The organism is Qipengyuania zhejiangensis, assembly GCF_035607565.1.
Taxonomy (GTDB): Bacteria; Pseudomonadota; Alphaproteobacteria; order Sphingomonadales; family Sphingomonadaceae; genus Qipengyuania; species Qipengyuania zhejiangensis.
The window spans coordinates 1,121,766-1,141,066 of record NZ_JAYKGO010000001.1 but is presented as its reverse complement, the minus strand read 5'-3'; the positions used below and the strand labels follow the sequence as shown (position 1 = coordinate 1,141,066).

Annotated in this window: 17 protein-coding genes; 12 read left to right on the top strand and 5 right to left on the bottom strand. The window is 61.8% G+C overall.

What is annotated here, in order from left to right; genetic code table 11:
- The first annotated feature begins 53 nt into the window (after positions 1-53).
- The 3 genes from hrcA to VR863_RS05445 are packed head-to-tail and all read left to right on the top strand — an operon-like array spanning position 54 to position 3,480.
- Positions 54-1,097 carry a heat-inducible transcriptional repressor HrcA gene (gene hrcA / locus VR863_RS05455; RefSeq protein WP_324827419.1) on the top strand — a complete coding sequence of 348 codons (1,044 nt, stop codon included), beginning with the start codon at positions 54-56 and terminating at the stop codon, positions 1,095-1,097.
- Positions 1,098-1,109: 12 nt separating this feature from the next.
- Positions 1,110-1,706, top strand: coding sequence for a nucleotide exchange factor GrpE (gene grpE, locus VR863_RS05450; RefSeq protein ID WP_434784965.1), 597 nt, complete (start codon positions 1,110-1,112; stop codon positions 1,704-1,706).
- Positions 1,707-1,728: 22 nt separating this feature from the next.
- Complete coding sequence (locus tag VR863_RS05445) at positions 1,729-3,480, top strand: DUF885 domain-containing protein (RefSeq protein ID WP_324827418.1); 1,752 nt, start codon at positions 1,729-1,731, stop codon at positions 3,478-3,480.
- A gap of 16 nt (positions 3,481-3,496) precedes the next feature.
- Here VR863_RS05445 and VR863_RS05440 read toward each other — a convergent pair whose 3' ends face one another.
- The 4 genes from VR863_RS05440 to VR863_RS05425 form a co-directional block, all read right to left on the bottom strand.
- Positions 3,497-3,961, bottom strand: a complete 465-nt coding sequence (locus tag VR863_RS05440; protein WP_324827417.1) for a hypothetical protein — start codon at positions 3,959-3,961, stop codon at positions 3,497-3,499.
- 40 nt (positions 3,962-4,001) lie between these two features.
- Positions 4,002-5,162, bottom strand: coding sequence for a PrnB family protein (locus VR863_RS05435; protein WP_324827416.1), 1,161 nt, complete (start codon positions 5,160-5,162; stop codon positions 4,002-4,004).
- Between the two features lie 116 nt (positions 5,163-5,278).
- Positions 5,279-5,812 carry a vgr related protein gene (locus tag VR863_RS05430; protein WP_324827415.1) on the bottom strand — a complete coding sequence of 178 codons (534 nt, stop codon included), beginning with the start codon at positions 5,810-5,812 and terminating at the stop codon, positions 5,279-5,281.
- Positions 5,813-5,817: 5 nt separating this feature from the next.
- A complete protein-coding gene (locus tag VR863_RS05425; protein WP_324827414.1) occupies positions 5,818-6,300 on the bottom strand; it encodes a copper chaperone PCu(A)C in 483 nt (160 codons plus the stop codon).
- A 179-nt stretch (positions 6,301-6,479) separates the two neighbouring features.
- Between VR863_RS05425 and dnaK the strand changes: the two genes are divergently transcribed.
- A complete protein-coding gene (dnaK, locus tag VR863_RS05420) occupies positions 6,480-8,414 on the top strand; it encodes a molecular chaperone DnaK (RefSeq protein ID WP_324827413.1) in 1,935 nt (644 codons plus the stop codon).
- 65 nt (positions 8,415-8,479) lie between these two features.
- Entirely contained in the window at positions 8,480-9,595 is a 1,116-nt protein-coding gene (gene dnaJ / locus VR863_RS05415) for a molecular chaperone DnaJ (RefSeq protein WP_324827412.1), read from the top strand.
- Between the two features lie 32 nt (positions 9,596-9,627).
- Here the strand turns inward: dnaJ and VR863_RS05410 are convergent, their stop codons facing one another.
- Positions 9,628-11,943, bottom strand: a complete 2,316-nt coding sequence (locus tag VR863_RS05410; protein ID WP_324827411.1) for a patatin-like protein — start codon at positions 11,941-11,943, stop codon at positions 9,628-9,630.
- A 71-nt stretch (positions 11,944-12,014) separates the two neighbouring features.
- On the opposite strand from VR863_RS05410, the gene radA reads away from it, so the two are divergent.
- From radA to proS, 7 genes are all read left to right on the top strand, one after another.
- Positions 12,015-13,382, top strand: a complete 1,368-nt coding sequence (radA, locus tag VR863_RS05405; RefSeq protein WP_324827410.1) for a DNA repair protein RadA — start codon at positions 12,015-12,017, stop codon at positions 13,380-13,382.
- 18 nt (positions 13,383-13,400) lie between these two features.
- Positions 13,401-13,925 (top strand): CvpA family protein, encoded by a 525-nt coding sequence (locus tag VR863_RS05400; protein WP_324827409.1) that lies wholly within the window; start codon positions 13,401-13,403, stop codon positions 13,923-13,925.
- A gap of 11 nt (positions 13,926-13,936) precedes the next feature.
- On the top strand, positions 13,937-14,356 hold the full coding sequence (locus tag VR863_RS05395) for an iron-sulfur cluster assembly scaffold protein (protein ID WP_324827408.1): 420 nt from the start codon (positions 13,937-13,939) through the stop codon (positions 14,354-14,356).
- A 46-nt stretch (positions 14,357-14,402) separates the two neighbouring features.
- The gene (locus VR863_RS05390) at positions 14,403-16,040 is read left to right on the top strand and encodes an MFS transporter (RefSeq protein ID WP_324827407.1); all 1,638 of its coding nucleotides are present in this window, start codon (positions 14,403-14,405) and stop codon (positions 16,038-16,040) included.
- On the top strand, positions 16,033-17,070 hold the full coding sequence (locus tag VR863_RS05385) for an alanine racemase (RefSeq protein WP_324827406.1): 1,038 nt from the start codon (positions 16,033-16,035) through the stop codon (positions 17,068-17,070). Before VR863_RS05390 ends, VR863_RS05385 begins: the two co-directional genes overlap by 8 nt.
- A gap of 78 nt (positions 17,071-17,148) precedes the next feature.
- The gene (gene phaR / locus VR863_RS05380) at positions 17,149-17,691 is read left to right on the top strand and encodes a polyhydroxyalkanoate synthesis repressor PhaR (protein ID WP_324827405.1); all 543 of its coding nucleotides are present in this window, start codon (positions 17,149-17,151) and stop codon (positions 17,689-17,691) included.
- A 50-nt stretch (positions 17,692-17,741) separates the two neighbouring features.
- Positions 17,742-19,283 (top strand): proline--tRNA ligase, encoded by a 1,542-nt coding sequence (gene proS / locus VR863_RS05375; protein WP_324827404.1) that lies wholly within the window; start codon positions 17,742-17,744, stop codon positions 19,281-19,283.
- Positions 19,284-19,301 lie beyond the last annotated feature (18 nt).

Here is a 19,301-nt window from a genome sequence, read left to right as displayed (position 1 = left end):
CCGGATGGGCCGCAACCCTTGTGACCTTGGGCAGAGCGTCTAGATAGAGCGGTATGAATTCGCCACCGCTCACCGACATGTCCGAACGCGCCCGGGATATCTTCCGGCTCGTCGTGGAAGGTTATCTCGAAAGCGGATCGCCTGTCGGATCAAAAGCCCTGGCGGGGGAGGGCGGCGTGAACCTTTCGCCCGCCTCGATCCGCAACGTTCTTGCGGAACTCGAACAACGCGGCCTGCTGGCAGCGCCGCACACGAGCGCCGGCCGTATGCCCACCGAAAGCGGGCTGCGGCTGTTTGTCGACGCCATGATGCAGGTGGCCGAACCGACGCGCGAAGAGCGTGCCGCGATCGAGCAGCGCATGGCAGAGCCCGGCCCGATCGAACGGGCGCTCGAACAGACCAGCGCGCTTCTGTCCGACCTTTCGGGCGCCGCAGGCATGGTCATGGTGCCGAGCCGCGAGCCACGCCTGGCGCAAGTGTCCCTGACATCGCTCGACGCCAACCGCGTTCTCGCCGTTCTGGTGGGTCAGGATGGCCATGTCGAAAACCGCGTACTGACCGTTCCGGTCGCCGCGCTCGGTGCATCACTCGAACAGGCCAGCAATTACCTCACGGCCCACGCCGCCGGGCGGACACTGGCCGAAGCCGTGAAGCTGGTCGAACAGGAAGTGTCGAGCGGGCGCAGCGCGCTTGACGAAGCGAGCCGGGATCTCGTCACGCGCGGATTGGCCACATGGACGCAGGATGCCACCCAGCGCCCGGTCTTGATCGTGCGGGGCCAGGCGAACCTCCTCGACGAAGCGGCACTGAACGATATCGAGAGGGTGCGCTCGCTGCTGGACGATCTGGAAAGCAAGCAATCGGTGGCAAGCCTTCTGGAATCGGCAAGGGACGCCGACGCCATGCGGATTTTCATCGGAAGCGAGAACAGGCTGTTCGCGTTATCGGGGTCTTCCGTCATCGCGTCGCCCTATCGCGACCGCGACGGAAAGGTCGTCGGCGTGTTGGGCGTGATCGGGCCAACGCGGTTGAATTACGCACGGGTCGTCCCCATGGTGGATTTCACGGCCCGATCCTTGGGCAAAAGAATAGGCTGACAGGGTTTTCTGGTGATTGACGATAACAAGAACGAACCGCGCAACGAGGCGGTCGACGACGATGTGGCGCGCGAAATGGAAGGCGTGCCCGAACACCTGCGCGACGGTGCGGACGACAAGGACGATGAAACCGGCCTCGAAGAAGCGCTGGCCAGTCTTCGTGAAGACATGGAAGCGGCCAAGCAGGACGTGCTCTACGCCAAGGCGGAAACGCAGAATGTGCGTCGGCGCCTTGAAAAGGACATTCAGGACGCGCGCAATTATGCCGCGACCGGCTTTGCACGCGACGTGTTGAGCGTGTCGGATAATTTGGCGCGCGCGCTGGATGCCATCCCCGCCGATTACCGCGAAGACGAAAAGCTCAAAGGCTTCATAGCCGGGATCGAAGCGACCCAGCGCGAACTGGAAAAGGTTTTCAGCCAGAACGGGATCACGCGCATCGCCGCGACCGGCCTGCCGCTGGATCCCAACCAGCACCAGGCAATGATGGAAGTCCCCAGCGATGACCATGAACCCGGCACCATCGTGCAGGAACTTCAGCCGGGCTACATGATCAAGGACCGCTTGCTGCGCCCCGCGATGGTGTGCGTGGCCAAGAAGCCCGGTTGACCGGGCTGTTACGGGAGAGACTATGAGGACTGCATTCTTCGGAGCGGCGGTCCTTGCCGTCTCGGCCGCGGCCACCCCATTACAGGCACAGGAAAGCGCCGACAGCCAGCTGTCGGAGCTGACCGACAGGTGGTACGATCAACGGCTGAAGGATTTTGGCCAGACGATCGAAGCCAATGGCAGTACATCATCAGGTGACCGCTTGTGGTCGGTGACGCCAGAGGCGAACCGCAAGCGCGCGCAATTTTCCCAGGTCATGCTCGGGGATCTCGACAGCATCGACGGGGATGCCTTGTCCCCCAAAGGCAAGATCGACGCCGCAGTCTTTCGCCACCTGCTGCAAACCGAAATCGGGGATGCCCGCTACCGCGAATGGGAAATGCCATTCGACAGCGACAACAATTTCTGGAGCTACCTTGCGTCGCGCAGGGGGTTTGGCACGGTTGAGGAATACGACCGCTATCTGGGCAGGATGCGCGACATACCGCGTTTTTTCGCCGAGCAGGAGGCTAACGCTCGTGCCGGTCTGGCCCGTGGATTCAGCGTGCCGCGCATCACACTGGAAGGCCGCGACGCTTCGCTTGCGGCCTATGTGGTCGACGATCCGGAACAAAGTCCGTTCTGGGGCGCCTTTGAACAGATGCCCGAACGGTTTTCGGATGCCGATAAACAGCGCCTTCTGACAGAAGGCAGAGCGGCCATTTCCCAAGCCGTGACCCCTGCATATGCTGGATTCCTGACCTTCTTCCGGCAGGAATACCTTCCGTCGACACGCACGACATTGGGTGCCTCGGCCATGCCTGACGGGGCGGAATACTATCAGCAGCAGATCGCCGAATACACCACGCTGGATATGACCGCGGAAGACATCCACCAGATCGGTCTGGCAGAAGTCGCCCGGATCACGGCGGAAATGGAAGCGGTGAAGAACGGCGCCGGCTTTGACGGCACCCTTGCCGAATTCGTGGTTTTTCTTCGCACCGACCCCCAGTTCGTGGCGAAGACACCCGATGAACTGATGGGTGTTTCCGCCTATGTGGCAAAACGCGTGGACGGGGTGATCGCCGATTACTTCGGCTTTCTCCCGCGCCACCGGTTCACCATCCGCCCTGTCGACCCTGCCATCGCGCCGTTCTACACCGCCGGGCGCGGTGGGCTGGATGCGTGCCAGATGAACACGTACGACCTTCCCTCGCGCCCTCTCTACAACATCCCCGCATTGACCATCCACGAATGCATTCCCGGGCACAGCTTCCAGGCGGGCGTTGCGTTGGAGCAGGAGGAAGCGCCGCGTTTCCGCCGCGAAACCTATTTCTCCGGTTTTGGCGAGGGCTGGGGTCTTTACACCGAGTATCTGGGTGAAGAGATGGGGATCTACCGCACGCCGTACGAACGCTTCGGACGGTTGAGTTACGAGATGTGGCGCGCCGTGCGGCTGGTGATCGATACCGGCATCCACCAGTATGGATGGAGCCGCGAGCGCGCGATCGAATATCTTGCCACCAGGACGGCCCTATCGCAGCATGAGGTCGGCACCGAAGTCGACCGCTATATCAGCTGGCCCGGACAGGCGCTCGCCTACAAGCTGGGTGAAATGACGATCCGCCGTGTTCGTGCAAAGGCTGAAACGCAGCTGGGCGATGCCTTCGACATCCGCAAATTTCACGATGTTGTGCTTTCGCTGGGATCCGTGCCGCTGCCGGTCCTCGAAGATCGGATTGACGCGTTTATCGCCGATGGCGGTCAGGGCCTGGCGGGCGTCAAATATGATTGATGGCCGCTGCTGCCATCTATTCTGATGCGGCAGGTTTCGGGGGCGCCGGTACAAGCGGTCGCGATAGCTCGATCGCGATGTGGGACAAGCGCGCGGTGCAGCCCTTGATCTGCTCCAGTGTCAAAAGGAGGCCGCAAACGCCAACCGGCGGTTGTCTCTGAACGTTTCCGAACAGTGCCTGCGCCGAACCGTCGACCATCAGCACTTCCATCCGCCCATGCACGATGTCGCAGCGCACGGCCTGAAACCCGCGAAGTTCGGCCAACAGGATATCGACCTTCGCCTTGCGCTGCTTCGAATACTGTGGGTTTGCCGCCACCTTCTCGAGCGTGTCTATATTCTGGCTGAGCAGCTGCTTCTGACCAATGTTCAACACCGCAAGCAAGCGCCGCACCGCAGCATCCGCTGCGTTGTGGGCATCGATGAAATCGCTGCGGGCGATTGGTAGTTCGAAGTGTGCGGCAGGGAATACGGGGTTCATGCAACAAGTATGTCCCAGAATTCCCTGCCCAATTCTTAAACTAGACCAGTTGTGCGCGATTTTCGTCGCGGTGCTTCTTTAAGTATTTCATGAAAGGCGTCCCACCGGTGCCCACGTCGGGGTCGTTTCCGGCGATGCTGCCCGCCTGCTTGTTGATGTAACTCGCCGCGTATTCCAGGTGGCGGGTGCGGAAGCGCGCCGCTTGTTCGACACAGGCGTTGAATCCGCCCTTGAGTTCGGCGTTGTCCGTCGAAGACACGAAATCGCGCAGCGTCGACTGGGCTGCAATATCTTCGATAAACCGGCGGTGCTGCACGGGGCGGTAGTGGTGCAGTTCGTCCAGGAAACTCTTCAGCGGGTCATCGCTGTGGCCCACCTGGAACAGCGCATCCATCGCCGGAACGATGCTGGACTGCGAACCGGTCTGTCCGCGAAATGCCTGCGGTTTGCCCTCATACCGGTCCATGCCTTCGTAGATCAGGCCGCCATCGAGCGCGGGGTTGTTCGCCCAGCCATGAATATACGGGCGGACACGGTGGAAATACATGTAGGGGTCGCAGCGTTCGGGCATGCGGGCGAAATGGGCATATATCCGTTCCCACGCCGCATCCATTTCGCGCAACAAACGGGTTGCCTCCGCTTCGTTCCGGTCCCTGGCGACAGCCACCAACCGGGCAGCGTTGTCGAGCAAGACGCCCGCTTCCGCTTCGATCGCCACGTGTACCAGCACGAACCAGTTCTCGTCCTCGCCGCAGAGGAAATTCTGGTACATGCCGATGTTGTCGAGGCTGACGGGTTCCGATTTGTCGAGCCGGTACCAATTGTCGAGGACGTAGCCCGAATAGGGCAGCAGTGGAGCTTGCCCGAGCCGGTCCGCAAGCGCGCACATGGGCCGCGAGAGGTTGGCGGGGAGGTGCGCCGGCGGTTGCGCTTCGCCCCAGACGTAGGCCTGAACCAGGAAGGAGTAATGCACCATTGCGGTGCGAACTTCTTCTTCGGGTGCGGTCGTCGCCCAATCGGTGATTTGGGGATCGGGCAACTTGTCCAGAAAGTGACGGACGCGGCCGCTTGTCAGCAGGGCCGACAACCGCGCCGCTGCGCGAAGGATCGGCGCGAACTGGTCCGGGAGGGCGATTTCGTCAATTTCGTAATGCGAAAGGTAGCCGCGTTCGCGGCTCATACCGTAGTCAGATAGCTCCATGTGGGTGACTCATCGCCGGGCGCGGGTTGGGCCGCCCGGTCAATGCGCGCAATCGTATCCATTGATACCGGATTACTCAAGTGACGCTACGTCACTGGTGGATGACGGAATGTGGATTACTTCCGCGCGGCACCCGGAAACCGCACCAGAAGATCGTAAGCGGCTGCATCTCCTGCGCCCGCCAACCGCACGCCATTGCGCAGCAGAAAAGCATGTTTCACGATTTCAGCCTGCTGTTCGATACCGTATCTCTCCAGGCTCCAGCCTGGTTTCAGGCAGTAATCATAGCGTGACCAAGGCATCCGATGCGTCACCAGATACCATTGGCCTTTGGTCTGGACCTGCCAGACGTGGACCATTTCGTGGATGAAAAGGCCCTGGCGCAACGGATTTACCAGCGCGAAATCTTCGCAATAGGCATCGCCAGCGGGATGGAAATGCAGATGGCCGCGCGGCGCCATGGTGACCTTGCGTGGCTGGAAGGGAAACCATTTGCGCCGGCGGATTGTCACACGGTCATAATCGATTGCCGTACCGAACACCGATCGGGACAGGTCCACTTCGCCGGTGGTAAGGGCGCGTTGCCCGCCGACGGGACACGAAGGCGGCGCTTCCGTGTCCCGAATCTCCAGCCCGGCAGCATCGGTCATGTCGTTCAGCGATCATCCCCGGCGGCCACGATCGCCACATCGGCAGTCATGCTTTTCCCGCCCGCGACAGTCAGTGTCATTTCGGTGGTTCCGCCCGCAGCGAGCATCGGGTCGAGATCGAACGCCATGACGTGCTTGCCGCCTGGTTCGAACGTGGCTTTTTCACCCGGGGTCAACATCAGCGGTCCCATTTCGCCCATGACCATTTCGCCGTTCATTTGCACTGTTTCGTGAATTTGGGCGCTGCCGGCACCCTCGATCGACGCACTGCGGATTGCCAAATTCTTGTCGCCCGTGTTCTCGACAACGAAATACGCGGCGGCAGGATTGCCTGCCACGGCGGGCAGCACGAGGCGAGCGTTAGTGACCGAAAGGCCCGTCTGGTCGACGCCCTCTGCGGCTTCCTGCGTGGTTTCCGCTTGCGAACACCCGGCAAGTGCGATGGCAGATCCTGTCAGGGCGAGGCTGGCGAGAAGCGTGTATTTCATGAGTATGTGTCCCTCCTGTCGACACTGCAAAAACTAGCGAGGCGCCTCCCTTGTGCCAAGCGAAACCGCACCTATATCGCCCAGGTAACACACCACTGTAACGAGCTGCCGAGTGGTCTCGCCCCTGGTTGGGGGGACCGACAGGGCAGCGTCCAACGAACGAAACTGATGGGGAATCCATGGCTAAAGTAATCGGTATCGACCTCGGCACCACCAACAGCTGTGTCGCCGTGATGGACGGGGGCAAGCCCAAGGTTGTCGAGAATTCGGAAGGCGCCCGCACGACGCCTTCGATTGTCGCCTTCACCAAGGATAACGAGCGCCTGATCGGGCAGCCGGCCAAGCGCCAGGCGGTCACCAATCCGGACAATACGCTCTTTGCGATCAAGCGCCTCATCGGCCGCCGCTTCGACGACCCCATGACCAAGAAGGACATGGAACTGGTCCCCTATGACATCGTCAAGGGCAAGAACGGCGACGCATGGGTCGAAGCTGGCGGTGAAGAATATTCGCCGAGCCAGGTTTCCGCCTTCATCCTGCAAAAGATGAAGGAAACCGCCGAGAGCTATCTTGGCGAAACCGTGACGCAGGCTGTCATCACCGTTCCCGCGTACTTCAACGACGCTCAGCGCCAGGCAACCAAGGATGCCGGTCAGATCGCGGGCCTTGAAGTCCTGCGTATCATCAACGAACCGACGGCAGCGGCACTGGCCTATGGCATGGACAAGGACGAGGGCAAGACCATCGCGGTTTATGACCTTGGTGGCGGCACGTTCGACGTGTCGATCCTCGAAATCGGTGACGGCGTCTTCGAAGTGAAATCGACCAATGGCGACACGTTCCTGGGCGGTGAAGATTTCGACGGCGTCGTCGTCGAATATCTCGCAGATGAGTTCAAGAAGAAGGAGAACATGGATCTCCGGACGGACAAGCTCGCTCTCCAGCGCCTGAAGGAAGCTGCGGAAAAGGCCAAGATCGAGCTTTCCAGCTCGGCCCAAACCGAAGTCAATCTGCCCTTCATTACCGCTCGTATGGAAGGCGGCGCAACCACTCCGCTGCACCTCGTCGAAACGCTCACCCGCTCGAAGCTGGAACAGCTCGTCGGCGATCTCATCAAGCGTACGCTCGAGCCGTGCAAGAAAGCACTGGCCGATGCGGGCGTCGACAAGTCCGGCGTGGATGAAGTCGTCCTCGTGGGCGGCATGACGCGCATGCCCAAGGTGCGTGAAGTCGTCGAAGAATTCTTCGGCAAGAAGCCGCACACCGGCGTCAACCCCGACGAAGTCGTGGCCATGGGCGCGGCGATCCAGGCTGGCGTGCTTCAGGGCGACGTCAAGGACGTGCTGCTGCTCGATGTTACCCCGCTTTCGCTGGGCATCGAAACGCTGGGCGGCGTGTTCACGCGCATGATCGATCGCAACACCACCATTCCGACCAAGAAGACGCAGACCTATTCGACCGCTGAAGACAATCAGCAGGCCGTGACCATCCGCGTGTTCCAGGGCGAACGCGAAATGGCGGCAGACAACAAGATGCTGGGCCAGTTCGACCTGCTCGGCATTCCGCCGGCACCGCGCGGTGTCCCGCAGATCGAGGTCACGTTCGACATCGATGCCAACGGCATCGTGAACGTGAGCGCGAAGGACAAGGGCACCGGCAAGGAACAGCAGATCAAGATCCAGGCGTCCGGCGGTCTTACCGATTCCGATATCGATCAGATGGTCAAGGATGCGGAAAAATTCGCGGAAGAAGACAAGAAGCGGCGTGAGGGCGCGGAAGCGCGCAACCAGGCCGATAGCCTGGTCCACACGACCGAAAAGCAGTTGTCCGAACACGGCGACAAGATCGATGCCTCGCTCAAGTCCGACGTCGAGACGAAGATTGCGGCGGTCAAGACGGCGCTCGAGTCCGACGATCCGTCCGCCATCAACGCGGCGGCCCAGGAACTGACCGAGGTCGCCATGAAGATGGGCCAGTCGATCTACGAACAGGAGCAGGCCAAGGCATCTGCCGAAGGTCCGGCTGACGGCGCCGGTGAAAGCGGTGACACGGCATCGGACGAAGAGGTGGTCGACGCCGAATTCTCCGAAGTCGATGAAGACGCGAAAAACTGATCGTTGATGAAAACCCTGTTGCCACCGGTGCAAATCTGCGCCGGTGGCGGCTAGGTATCTGAACCATGTCCGCGACCGAAATAGATTTCTACGAGCTGCTCGGGGTAGAGCGCACCGCCGATGGCGCGACGATCAAGTCCGCCTATCGCAAGCTTGCCATGCAGCACCATCCCGACCGCAACCCCGGTTGCGGCGAGAGCGAGGCCAAATTCAAGGCGATCAGCGCCGCCTACGAATGCCTCAAGGACCCGCAAAAGCGTGCCGCCTATGACCGTTTCGGCCATGCCGCCTTCCAGAATGGCGGATCCGGCGGCGGGCACCCGGGCGGCGATTTCGGGGATATCGGCGATATTTTCGAAACGATCTTCGGCAGCGCCTTTGGTGGCGGGCGGGCACAACCGCGCCGCGGCGCCGATCTTCGCTACGATATGCAGATCGAACTCGAAGATGCCTTTCATGGCAAATCCTCCGAAATTCAGATCGAAGTGTCGCAGCACTGCGGCACGTGCCATGGGTCCGGCGCAACACCGGGCACCCGCGCACGCACCTGCAACCTGTGCGCCGGTCGCGGCCAGGTAAGGGCCAAGCAAGGGTTCTTCGTTGTCGAACGGCCCTGTCCCAACTGCCACGGCAGCGGTGAAGTCATCACCAGCCCGTGCCGCGACTGCGGGGGCCAGGGGCAGGTCGACGTACCGCAGAAGCTTGAGGTCGAAATACCTCCTGGCGTCGATACCGGCACACGCATCCGCCTGTCAGGAAATGGTGAAGCCGGACCACGGGGCGCGCCCTCGGGCGATCTGTACATTTTCGTCCATGTGAAGGCGCATTCGATTTTCCAGCGCGAAGGGACCACGCTCGCCACGCGGGTTCCGATCAGCTTCACGAAGGCCGCGTTGGGCGGATCTATCGAGATACCCAATATCGATGGCGAAGAAGTCACCATCGAAATTCCGGCGGGCATCCAGTCGGGCAAGCAGCTGCGCCAGCGCGGTGCCGGAATGCCCGTGCTTCAGGGCCGTGGGCGCGGCGACCTCGTTGTCGAGATCGCTGTCGAAACGCCAACGAAGTTGAGCAAGGAACAGCGCGCACTGCTCGAACAGTTCCGCGATACGGAAACCGGCGACGAATGCCCCGAAAGCCGCGGCTTCTTCGAAAAGATCAGGGGCGCTTTCGGCGCCTGACAATCGAGTGATGCGGGCCGCTGCGCCCGTGCTCACGACATTCGCTGATTTACCTCGCCCCGGATTCCGTCGATCAGCCGTTGCGAGCATCGCTGGGCCGCCTGTTCCTCGTCGAGGATCGCATGGAACGCATCGCGTTTGAGGGTCCGGCATGTGTCCGCCGAAAAATGCGTGTCGACGGTTGAGCACACCAGGTCGATCATCCGTTCCGCCCCGTGCAGCCGTCCCCAAAGGTAATCGTTTTCGCGATAGGCACGGCTGAAAAATGCCCCGAAATTGTAGAACTCGATCCCTCTCAACGTTGCCTGCGTTCCGCCTTCGCGGATGCTGCGCGCATCGTCGGGGCTGATCCGATCGACCTTCACCGGGTCGAATTCGGTCAAGCCTTCGTTTCTCAGAAGCGGGAGGGTTGCCACGTCGTAATACGGAAATCCGAGGTAGGCGAAAAGCATACGCCGCCGCAGATTTTTCGGCATGTCGGCCATGGCGGCCGTCAGCATCTCCTCTGCCCGATCGTCGGCATCGGGCAATCGCCGCGCGTTATCCAACATGTCGAGCACTGCGCCGGGATTGCGCATCACGCCCTGCGCAACAGTCTCGAATTCCGGTCCGACCGAGGCCAGCCCTTCCTTTTCGAAATAGAGCGCAAGGATCTTGTAGATCGCATCGCGCCCGGCCTCCAACGCATCGTCGGGGATGTCGGGATCGGCTTCCCAGTCTCTAGCGAGCCGCCGGGCAAGCAACCGCAGACGGCGAATGCGAAACCCGATGTCATGTTCGCGAAAGAAGGCGATGGCTTCCGGGGTGGCCCCGCCGGACGAAGCCGCCAGAGTATCGAGCCCGCGGCGCGACAGTTCTTCGCGCAGCGCCGCTTCTATAGGTCCCGTGTCTTCGAGCCCGAGCTGAGGAGCAGCGAGCAGGGCCAGCCGGGCAATGCGCGTAACGATCCCGGAAAATTTGGCCTGCGCGTAGGAATGAAACGCGTAACCGGCGCTCTCGGCCGCTGCCTGCTGGGCCTTCTGCCGCCAGGCCGCGAGGCGACCGGTCGTCGGACTATCGAGAAACAGTGTGCGCCCGAAAAGCTTGTCGACCGCGGCGTCCACTTCCGGACGCAAGGCTGCGACGATGCGGGACATGCGTTCCGCTTCACGGCTCTGCTGCTCGAGCTGTTCGAGATTGTCGCGGATCGGCTGCTCGCGCGGGATGGCCGAAAGGGACCCGAAAATGGCCGTGAAGAAGCCCACCGGCTGGTCGAGCTTGTCTTTTCGGTGTCCTAGACGGTCTGGCCGCGGGTCGATGTATACGAAGCGGCGGTCCACTTCGCGCTGCGCCGGGCGCCCCTGCAACGCGGCTATGGCCCCGGCAAACGGCTTGTTCACCAGCACCGACCCGTCGATCAGCGACACGTGCGAAATCGTATCGCGTTCGACATGGACCGGCATGATGTGGTCGAGGAATCGGCTCCTTCCCAACCATTCGCGGCCCGTGACTTCCGCAAGAGCGTCGATTTCCTCCACGCGGAGGGGTGGAAAGGCGCCCGGAAAACTGGCGGTGGCCCGGGCTGCCAGGACAAGCTCCAGCGGGTCGGCAAAATCGTGACCGGGGTCCAATGGGACGCGGCGCCGGAATGCGATGGGCATCCGATGCTCGGTGTCTTCCACAACCGGCGGGCTGTGGAGGCGGAGCAATTCCAGATACCCATGAAAATCGGTCGCCGTGACATACAGGTCGAGCGGGTGGCCGGGTGGCAGTAGCGGTTCTTCGGCAGGTGCCTCGGCCATTGCGCTGAACGCGCGTTCCAGCAGCCGTGAAAAACCAAGCCCCGAAAACGGCGGTTCGAACCAGCGCCCGCGGATGAGGTGCGATACCTTGCGCCGCACTTCGGCGCGCGTTTCGGGGGCGACGGTATCGGCTATGTCGCTGCCCGGCCTGCTCAGCAGCCAACTGGCGAAAGGCTGCGCCCAGGCCTTTGAAAAGCGCCAACCGGGCCGCGCATCAGGATCGAGCAATTCGTCCACGTCGGCGACATCGAGCCATAATTGCGTAAGCGGTTCGAGCGACTGGCCCGAGTGTATGGCCTGGGCGAGAAACACCGCGTTGATGCCCCCGGCGCTCGCACCGCTCATGATATCGGGCAGCACCCGGAGGCGCATCGAATGCGTGTCCAGAATCCGTTCGAGAAGCTTGCGATAAACCGCTTCGACACCGCCCTTGGCGGGCGCGCCGGAATGGAAATCGCGGCTGGCGCGGGCGAGTTGCCAAAGCTCCCGCGTCACGCCGTGCATGTAGATCGCCAAGCTAACCCCGCCATAACAAACGAGGGCGATTCTGAGTTCCTTCTGGCGCATCGGAGGTGTTTTGCACGGGTAGGTCGCCAAAGGCAATTGCGTTCGTGAAATGTTCCGTTTAGCAGCGAGCTATGGCAAAGCCGAAGAAACGTTATGTCTGCCAGGCCTGTGGCAGTGTGTCGCACCGGTGGCAGGGGCAATGCCCCGACTGCGCCGAATGGAATACGCTGGCTGAAGAGGCCCCGGCGACGGTTTTCTCGCTCAAGCACGACCTGTCCAGCGGGGGCAGGGCAGTCGAGTTTGTGGACCTCGACAAGCCGGGCGAATTGCCCACGCGCCAGGCGACTGGGCTGGCGGAATTCGATCGCGCCCTGGGCGGTGGACTGGTCCCTGGCTCCGCGATCCTCATGGGCGGCGACCCGGGTATCGGCAAGTCCACCTTGCTGTTGCAGGCAGCGGCGAAAATCGCACGCGAAGGCCACGGTGTCGTTTACGTGAGCGGGGAAGAAGCCGCAGGACAGGTGCGAATGCGCGCCGCGCGGCTGGGCTTGTCGGATGCGCCGGTGAAACTGGCATCAGCGACGGGGGTGCGTGACATCCTGACGACGCTTGGGACGATGTCGCCGCCACGGTTGCTGGTGATCGATTCGATCCAGACCATGCATTCGGACACTATCGAAGGGGCACCGGGAACAGTGAGCCAGGTGCGCGGATGCGCGTTCGAACTCATCCGCTACGCGAAGGAAACCGGAACCGCTGTCGTGCTGGTAGGCCACGTCACGAAGGACGGCACGATCGCTGGCCCGCGTGTGCTGGAACACATGGTCGACGTGGTGATGAGTTTCGAAGGGGAACGGAGCCATCAATACCGTATCCTGCGTGCGCTGAAAAACCGGTTCGGCGCGGTCGACGAGATCGGCGTCTTCGCAATGGCAGGAGAAGGGCTCGAGGAAGTCGCCAACCCGTCGATGCTGTTCCTGTCGGGCCGCGATGAACCGATGGCGGGAAGCGCCGTGTTTCCGGCGATGGAAGGCACCCGCCCGGTGTTGGTGGAAATACAGGCGCTGATCGTGCGCCTGCAGTCGGGCGCCACGCCGCGCCGCGCCGTTGTGGGATGGGATTCCGGACGGCTCGCCATGTTGCTGGCCGTGCTTGAATCGCGATGCGGACTGAATTTTAGTTCGGCCGAAGTCTATCTCAATGTCGCAGGCGGCTATCGCCTGTCCGACCCGGCAGCCGATCTTGCGGTTGCCGCAGCCTTGATGAGCGCGCTTGCAGACCGGGCCTTGCCCGACCGGAGCGTGTGGATGGGCGAGGTATCCCTGGCGGGCGAAATCCGCGCGGTGGCGCATGGCGGGCTGCGGTTGCGGGAAGCGGCAAAACTGGGCTTTTCCAAGGGCTTCGGGCCAGCGGATGTCAAACAGCCCGGCAAGGAGCTGGATTATTGCGGGTTGAAACAACTGGCCAATCTCGTTGACCAGGTGATCACAACCGAATAACCGTTGCCGCCGTACGATATGACAGGTTTCGATCTTCTCGTTCTGCTTGTGGTCGGCATTGCTGCCGTCGGCGGCTTCCTGCGCGGCTTCGTGCAGGAAGTGCTTTCGCTGGCCGCGTGGGTTCTGGCGGTTTTCGCGATCCGTTTTCTGCACACGCCGCTGACACTTGCCCTTCAGGATTACGTCGGGGCCGATATCACGACCTCGTTGCTGGCGTTCGCTCTGCTCCTGCTCATTCCCTATGCCGCGATGAAGGTCATTGCCAACAACGTCGGATCGGCATCGCGCGATTCGGTTCTTGGCCCGATCGACCGGGTTCTTGGCTTCGGCTTCGGGGCGCTCAAGGGCATTATCATTGTCGTGGTGGCGTTCTCGCTCCTCGTGCTCGGATACGATGCGGTCTGGAGCTACAAGGGCCGCCCCACATGGATAACCACGGCCCGCACCTATGAACTGGTCGATTCCAGTTCGCGCGCACTGGTCGAAGTTCTGGCCGAACGGCGCGAACGGTTGCGTGAACAGAACGCCGAAGCGGCCGGATGACGGCGGCGCCGATGGCTGCGCTCTACTCGCCGCACTTGCTTTCCCTTGCTGTAGAACTCGCCAATTACCCCTTCGACAAGGATAAGCCCGCAATCGGCCACGCGCGTTCGCGCACCTGCGGCAGCACCATTTCGCTGTCCGGCGGCAGCCCTGAACGGATCGACGATCTGGGAATGCGCGTTGCTGCGTGCGCAGTGGGCCAAGCGGCAGCTGCCGTTTTCGCGCAATCGGCGCAGGGCCGCGATGCTGCGGATATCGGCCACACGCTGGACGAACTGAGAGGTTGGATCGCCGGGAGCGGTCCTGCACCCGACTGGCCCGGTATCGCGGCGCTCGAACCCGCGCTCCCACATGCAGGACGGCACGAAGCCATCCTGTTGCCGTGGAGAGCGGCGCTGGACGCGCTTTGCAACGAGAGGGCCGGAGGCTAGACCCGCCTTCGACAAACAAGACAACAGTATGGGGGGAGCGCCAGCCATGTCAGCAGGCACCACGGCGATGCAGAGAGAACCCACGGACAAGGAAATTCGCCTTGTCATTGCGGCCAGTTCGGCCGGCACAGTGTTCGAATGGTACGATTTCTTCATCTACGGGACGCTTGCCAGCCTAATCGGCGCGGCGTTTTTCCCAAGCGATAACGAAACGCTGGAAATCCTGCTCGTCTGGGCAGGTTTCGCAGTCGGCTTCGGCTTTCGCCCTCTTGGCGCGATCCTGTTCGGTTTTCTGGGGGACAGGCTCGGGCGTAAATACACCTTTCTCGTCACGGTAACGCTGATGGGCGTGGCCACCGCCGGTGTCGGCCTTATTCCCAGTGCAGCCAGCATCGGGATCGTCGCGCCGATCATCGTGATCGGCCTGCGGATCCTTCAGGGCCTGGCCCTGGGCGGCGAATATGGCGGCGCAGCCATTTATGTCGCCGAACACGCGCCACCCGAAAAACGCGGGTTTTACACCAGCTTCATTCAGGCGAGCGTGGTCGGGGGGTTCGTGCTTTCGATTGTCGTGGTGCTTGCCTGCCGTGCGCTGGTCCCGGCCGAGGAATTCGCCGCCTGGGGCTGGCGGATACCCTTCCTGCTGTCGATCATCCTGCTGCTCATATCCTTGTGGATGCGGTTGAAGCTTTCCGAAAGTCCCGTTTTCCAGGCGATGAAGGAAGCCGGCGAGACTTCGGCTAACCCCTTCAAGGAAAGCATGACCTATCCCGGCAACCCGAAGCGGATCTTCGTGGCCCTGTTCGGCATCACCGGCATCCTGACGACTATCTGGTACACCGCGTTCTTCTCGGGGCTGAGCTTTCTTCGCGGGCCGATGCGGGTGGAGGAAAGCGCTGTCGAATGGATGCTGCTGGTCGCGGGCGCGATTTCGATGGGTTTCTACATTGTGGTGGGGAAATGGTCGGACAAGGTGGGGCGCAAGAAGCCGATCATCATTGGCGCCATTGCATCGCTGGCCCTTTTGTTCCCGGTTTTCTGGGGCATGGGCGCGCTGGCAAACCCCGGTTTGAACGCCAGCGCAAAGGCCGCACCGGTCACCGTTACGGGCATCGCCTGCACATACGATCCATTCGCGGAAGTCCAGGCCAGCCAGTGCGGCCGGGTTCTGCAGGATTTGACCGCGCTTGGCGTGCCCTACCATATCGACGACGAAGTCCGTCCGACGGACGAACAGGCAATTGGCCTGTCCGTCGGGGAGGCGATGCACGACTACGCCTCGCTCGATGATGCGGGACGCCGTGCGACGATCCAGGAGTGGCTCGAGGCCGAAGGGTACAATTTTGCCCGGCAGAGTCCGCCGCTTGCCAGTATCGTCGGCATCGTGGCCCTGCTGTGTGTGCTGGGCCTTCTCTCGGCGCTGACATACGGTTCGGTGGCGGCCCTGCTGTCGGAAATGTTCCCCGCCAGAATCCGTTACAGTTCCATGTCGATCCCTTACCATATTGGTGCGGGATATCTCGGCGGGTTCCTGCCGCTGATCGCCGGATATATCGTGGCGATGACAGGCAATGCGTATGCCGGGCTGTGGTACACCATCGTGGTCGTCGCGTTCGGACTCGTCGTGGCGTGGTGGGGCATTCCCGATGGTCCGCCGAAGGATTTCGAAGACCAGCATGGCTGACCTGCCACCACCGACCTTGCGCCTGCGGATCGACGGGAGTGCGCTTGCATGGAACTGGCGTTCGCTGAATGCGATGTCGGGCAGCGCACGCGCGGGCGCGGCGGTCAAGGCCAACTGCTATGGCCTGGGCGTCGCTTCATGCGTCCCGGTGCTGCGTGACGCGGGCTGCGCGGACTACTTCGTTGCCCATTGGTCGGAAGTTCCGGCGGTCCTCGATCACGTTCCGGCCAGCCAGGTTTCGGTTCTCCACGGCCCATTGAACGCGGAACAGGCCGCTTATGCCCGTGCAACCGGAGTTCGGCCGGTGATCGACAGCGTGTTTCAGGCCAGGCTCTGGATGCAGGGCGGGGGCGGCGCTTGCGATCTGATGGTCGATACGGGCATCAACCGGCTGGGCATTTCGCCCGACGAAATCGGCGACCCCGCGGTGCAAGCGCTGGACGTGAATGTTCTCATGAGCCACCTGGCCTGCGCCGATGAGGACAGCGCCGTGAACGCGCGCCAACTTGACGCTTTCCGGCAGGTTATGCCGCGTGTCGACCACCGCAAAACCAGCCTGGCCAACAGCGCCGGGATCGCACTGGGCGCCGAATACCACTGCAACCTCACGCGGCCCGGCCTTGCGCTGTATGGCGGGCAACCGCGTGCCGAGTTCGAGGGGGTGATCCGGCAAGTCGCCACTCCCGAAGCCGTTCTGCTCCAGACACGTACGTTACGTGCCGGCGACACCGTGGGATATAACGCCACCTTCACGGCGACCACCGATCTGAAAGTGGGCGTTGTTTCCCTCGGTTATGCGGACGGTATCCTTCGCAGTTGGGGTGGCGGGCACTTCGCCTTTGGCGATATCCACCTTCCCATCCTGGGCAAGGTGTCGATGGATATGATCGTGATTGACCTGTCGAACGCTCCCGATCTGCGGGAAGGCGATTGGGTGACCCTGCCGTACGACCTGCAGAATGCTGCGCAACATACCGGCCTTTCCCAGTATGAACTGCTGACCGTGCTGGGACACCGGTTCCACCGCTGATCCAAGTTGTGTTGCGCTGCACATTGTGCGGGTGCTAAGAGGCGTTCGCACTGCACAATATTTCAAGAGAGTGACAGCATGGCCAAGCGCACCGCCGAAGGCGAGCCGATCATCATCAAGAAGTACGCCAACCGACGTCTCTACAATACCGACACCAGCAGCTATATCACGCTGGACGATCTGGCCGTAATGGTTCGCGAGAATGTGGACTTCCAGGTTCTGGACGCCAAGAGCGGCGACGACATCACGCACACCATCCTCACGCAGATCATCGTCGAGGAAGAAAGCCACGGGAACCAGATGCTGCCCGTCAGCTTCCTGCGCGACCTGATTTCCATGTACGGCAATTCAATGCAGTCCATGATGCCGAGTTATCTCGAAGCGAGCATGGTGAACTTTCGCAAGAACCGTGATCAGTTGCAGGCCGCTTTCGCCAAGGGATTGGAAGCCAACCCGCTTGCCAAGATCGCCGAGGCCAACCTCAAGATGATGCAGAACGCCGCGGAGGTGCTGATCCCGGGTGCGCGCAAGTCCGCCAAGCCGGACCAGACGGACGAACTGGCCCAGATGCGCCAGCAGATGGCGGCGATGCAGAAGAAGCTGGACGATCTGAGCAAATGACGGCAACGGCCCGCGCGCCGCTTGCATAGCTTTAAACAGGAATTTCTTACGTGGCCCAGATCCGCCATGCGCTGAATACGAAGCGCACCGATGATTTTGCAGCTTGGTACCAGGAAGTGATCTCTGCTGCAGGGATGGCCGAGGAATCGGGCGTTCGCGGCTGCATGGTGATCAAGCCGTGGGGCTATGGCATCTGGGAGCGCATGCAGCGCCTGCTCGATGACCGGATCAAGGCGACCGGTCACGAAAACTGCTATTTCCCGATCTTCATTCCGCTTTCGAACTTCGAACGCGAAGCCGAACATGTCGAAGGTTTCGCGAAGGAAATGGCGGTCGTCACGCACCACCGGCTCATCGCCGATGGCAAGGGCGGCCTCATCCCCGATCCCGAAGCGAAGCTGGAAGAACCGCTGGTGGTGCGGCCCACGTCCGAAACGATCATCGGCGATGCCATGGCGCGCTGGGTGCAAAGCTGGCGCGATCTGCCGCTCAAGCTGAACCAGTGGGCCAATGTCGTCCGGTGGGAAATGCGAACCCGCATGTTCCTGAGGACCAGCGAATTCCTCTGGCAGGAAGGGCACACCGCCCATGCCGACGAAGCCGAAGCGAAGGAACACACTCTGCGAATGCTGGAAGTGTACCGCGCTTTTGCCGAAGAAGATCTCAGTCTTCCGGTGGTAACGGGCGAGAAACCGGAAAACGAACGGTTTCCCGGCGCTGTCGAAACCTGGTCGATCGAGGCGATGATGCAGGACGGCAAGGCATTGCAGGCAGGGACCAGCCATTATCTGGGCACCAATTTCGCCCGGGCCAGTGGAATCAAGTATCAGGACCGCGACGGCGGCGAGAGCCTGTGTCACACGACCAGTTGGGGTGTTTCCACCCGGATGGTCGGCGGCGTGATCATGGCCCACGGCGACGATGACGGCCTGCGCCTGCCCCCGCGCATCGCGCCGCAACAGGTCGTTATCCTGCCCATGCTGCGCGACAAGCCCGAAGACGATGCGCTGGTGGCCTATTGCGAAACCCTGCGTGCCGCGCTTGCAGGCATGAGCGTGCTTGGCGAACCCCTTCGCGTCCAGCTCGACACCCGTCCGGGCAAGGCGGCCCAAAAACGCTGGGATGCGGTGCGCAAAGGCGTTCCGGTCATCATCGAGGTCGGCGGCCGCGACATGGATAGCGGCATCGTCAGCCTGCTTCGCCGCGACCAGCTTTGGGACGAAGAAACCGGAAAGCCCAGTTTCCAGACCCCCTCACGCGATGATGCAGCGCAGGCCATCCCAAACATCCTCGCTGAAATGCAGCAGGGCATCTTCGACGAAGCGTTCGAGCGCCGCGAAGCGAACATTACCCGCGGAATATCCTCGTTCGAGGAAGTCGAAGCCTTCTTCGCAGCCTCGCGTTACCCTGGCTGGGTTGAAGTGCAGTGGTCCAAGCCGACAGGCGAAGCGCTCGAAAAGGTGGTCGAACGGCTGAAGGAGCATAAGCTCACCATTCGCAATGTGCCCATGGATGCCGTGCCCATTGACGGGCCGTGCATTTTCACCGGTGCGGACGCGGTGGAGCGGGTGTTGCTGGCCAAGGCGTACTAGCTTGAACTGACGCGGCAA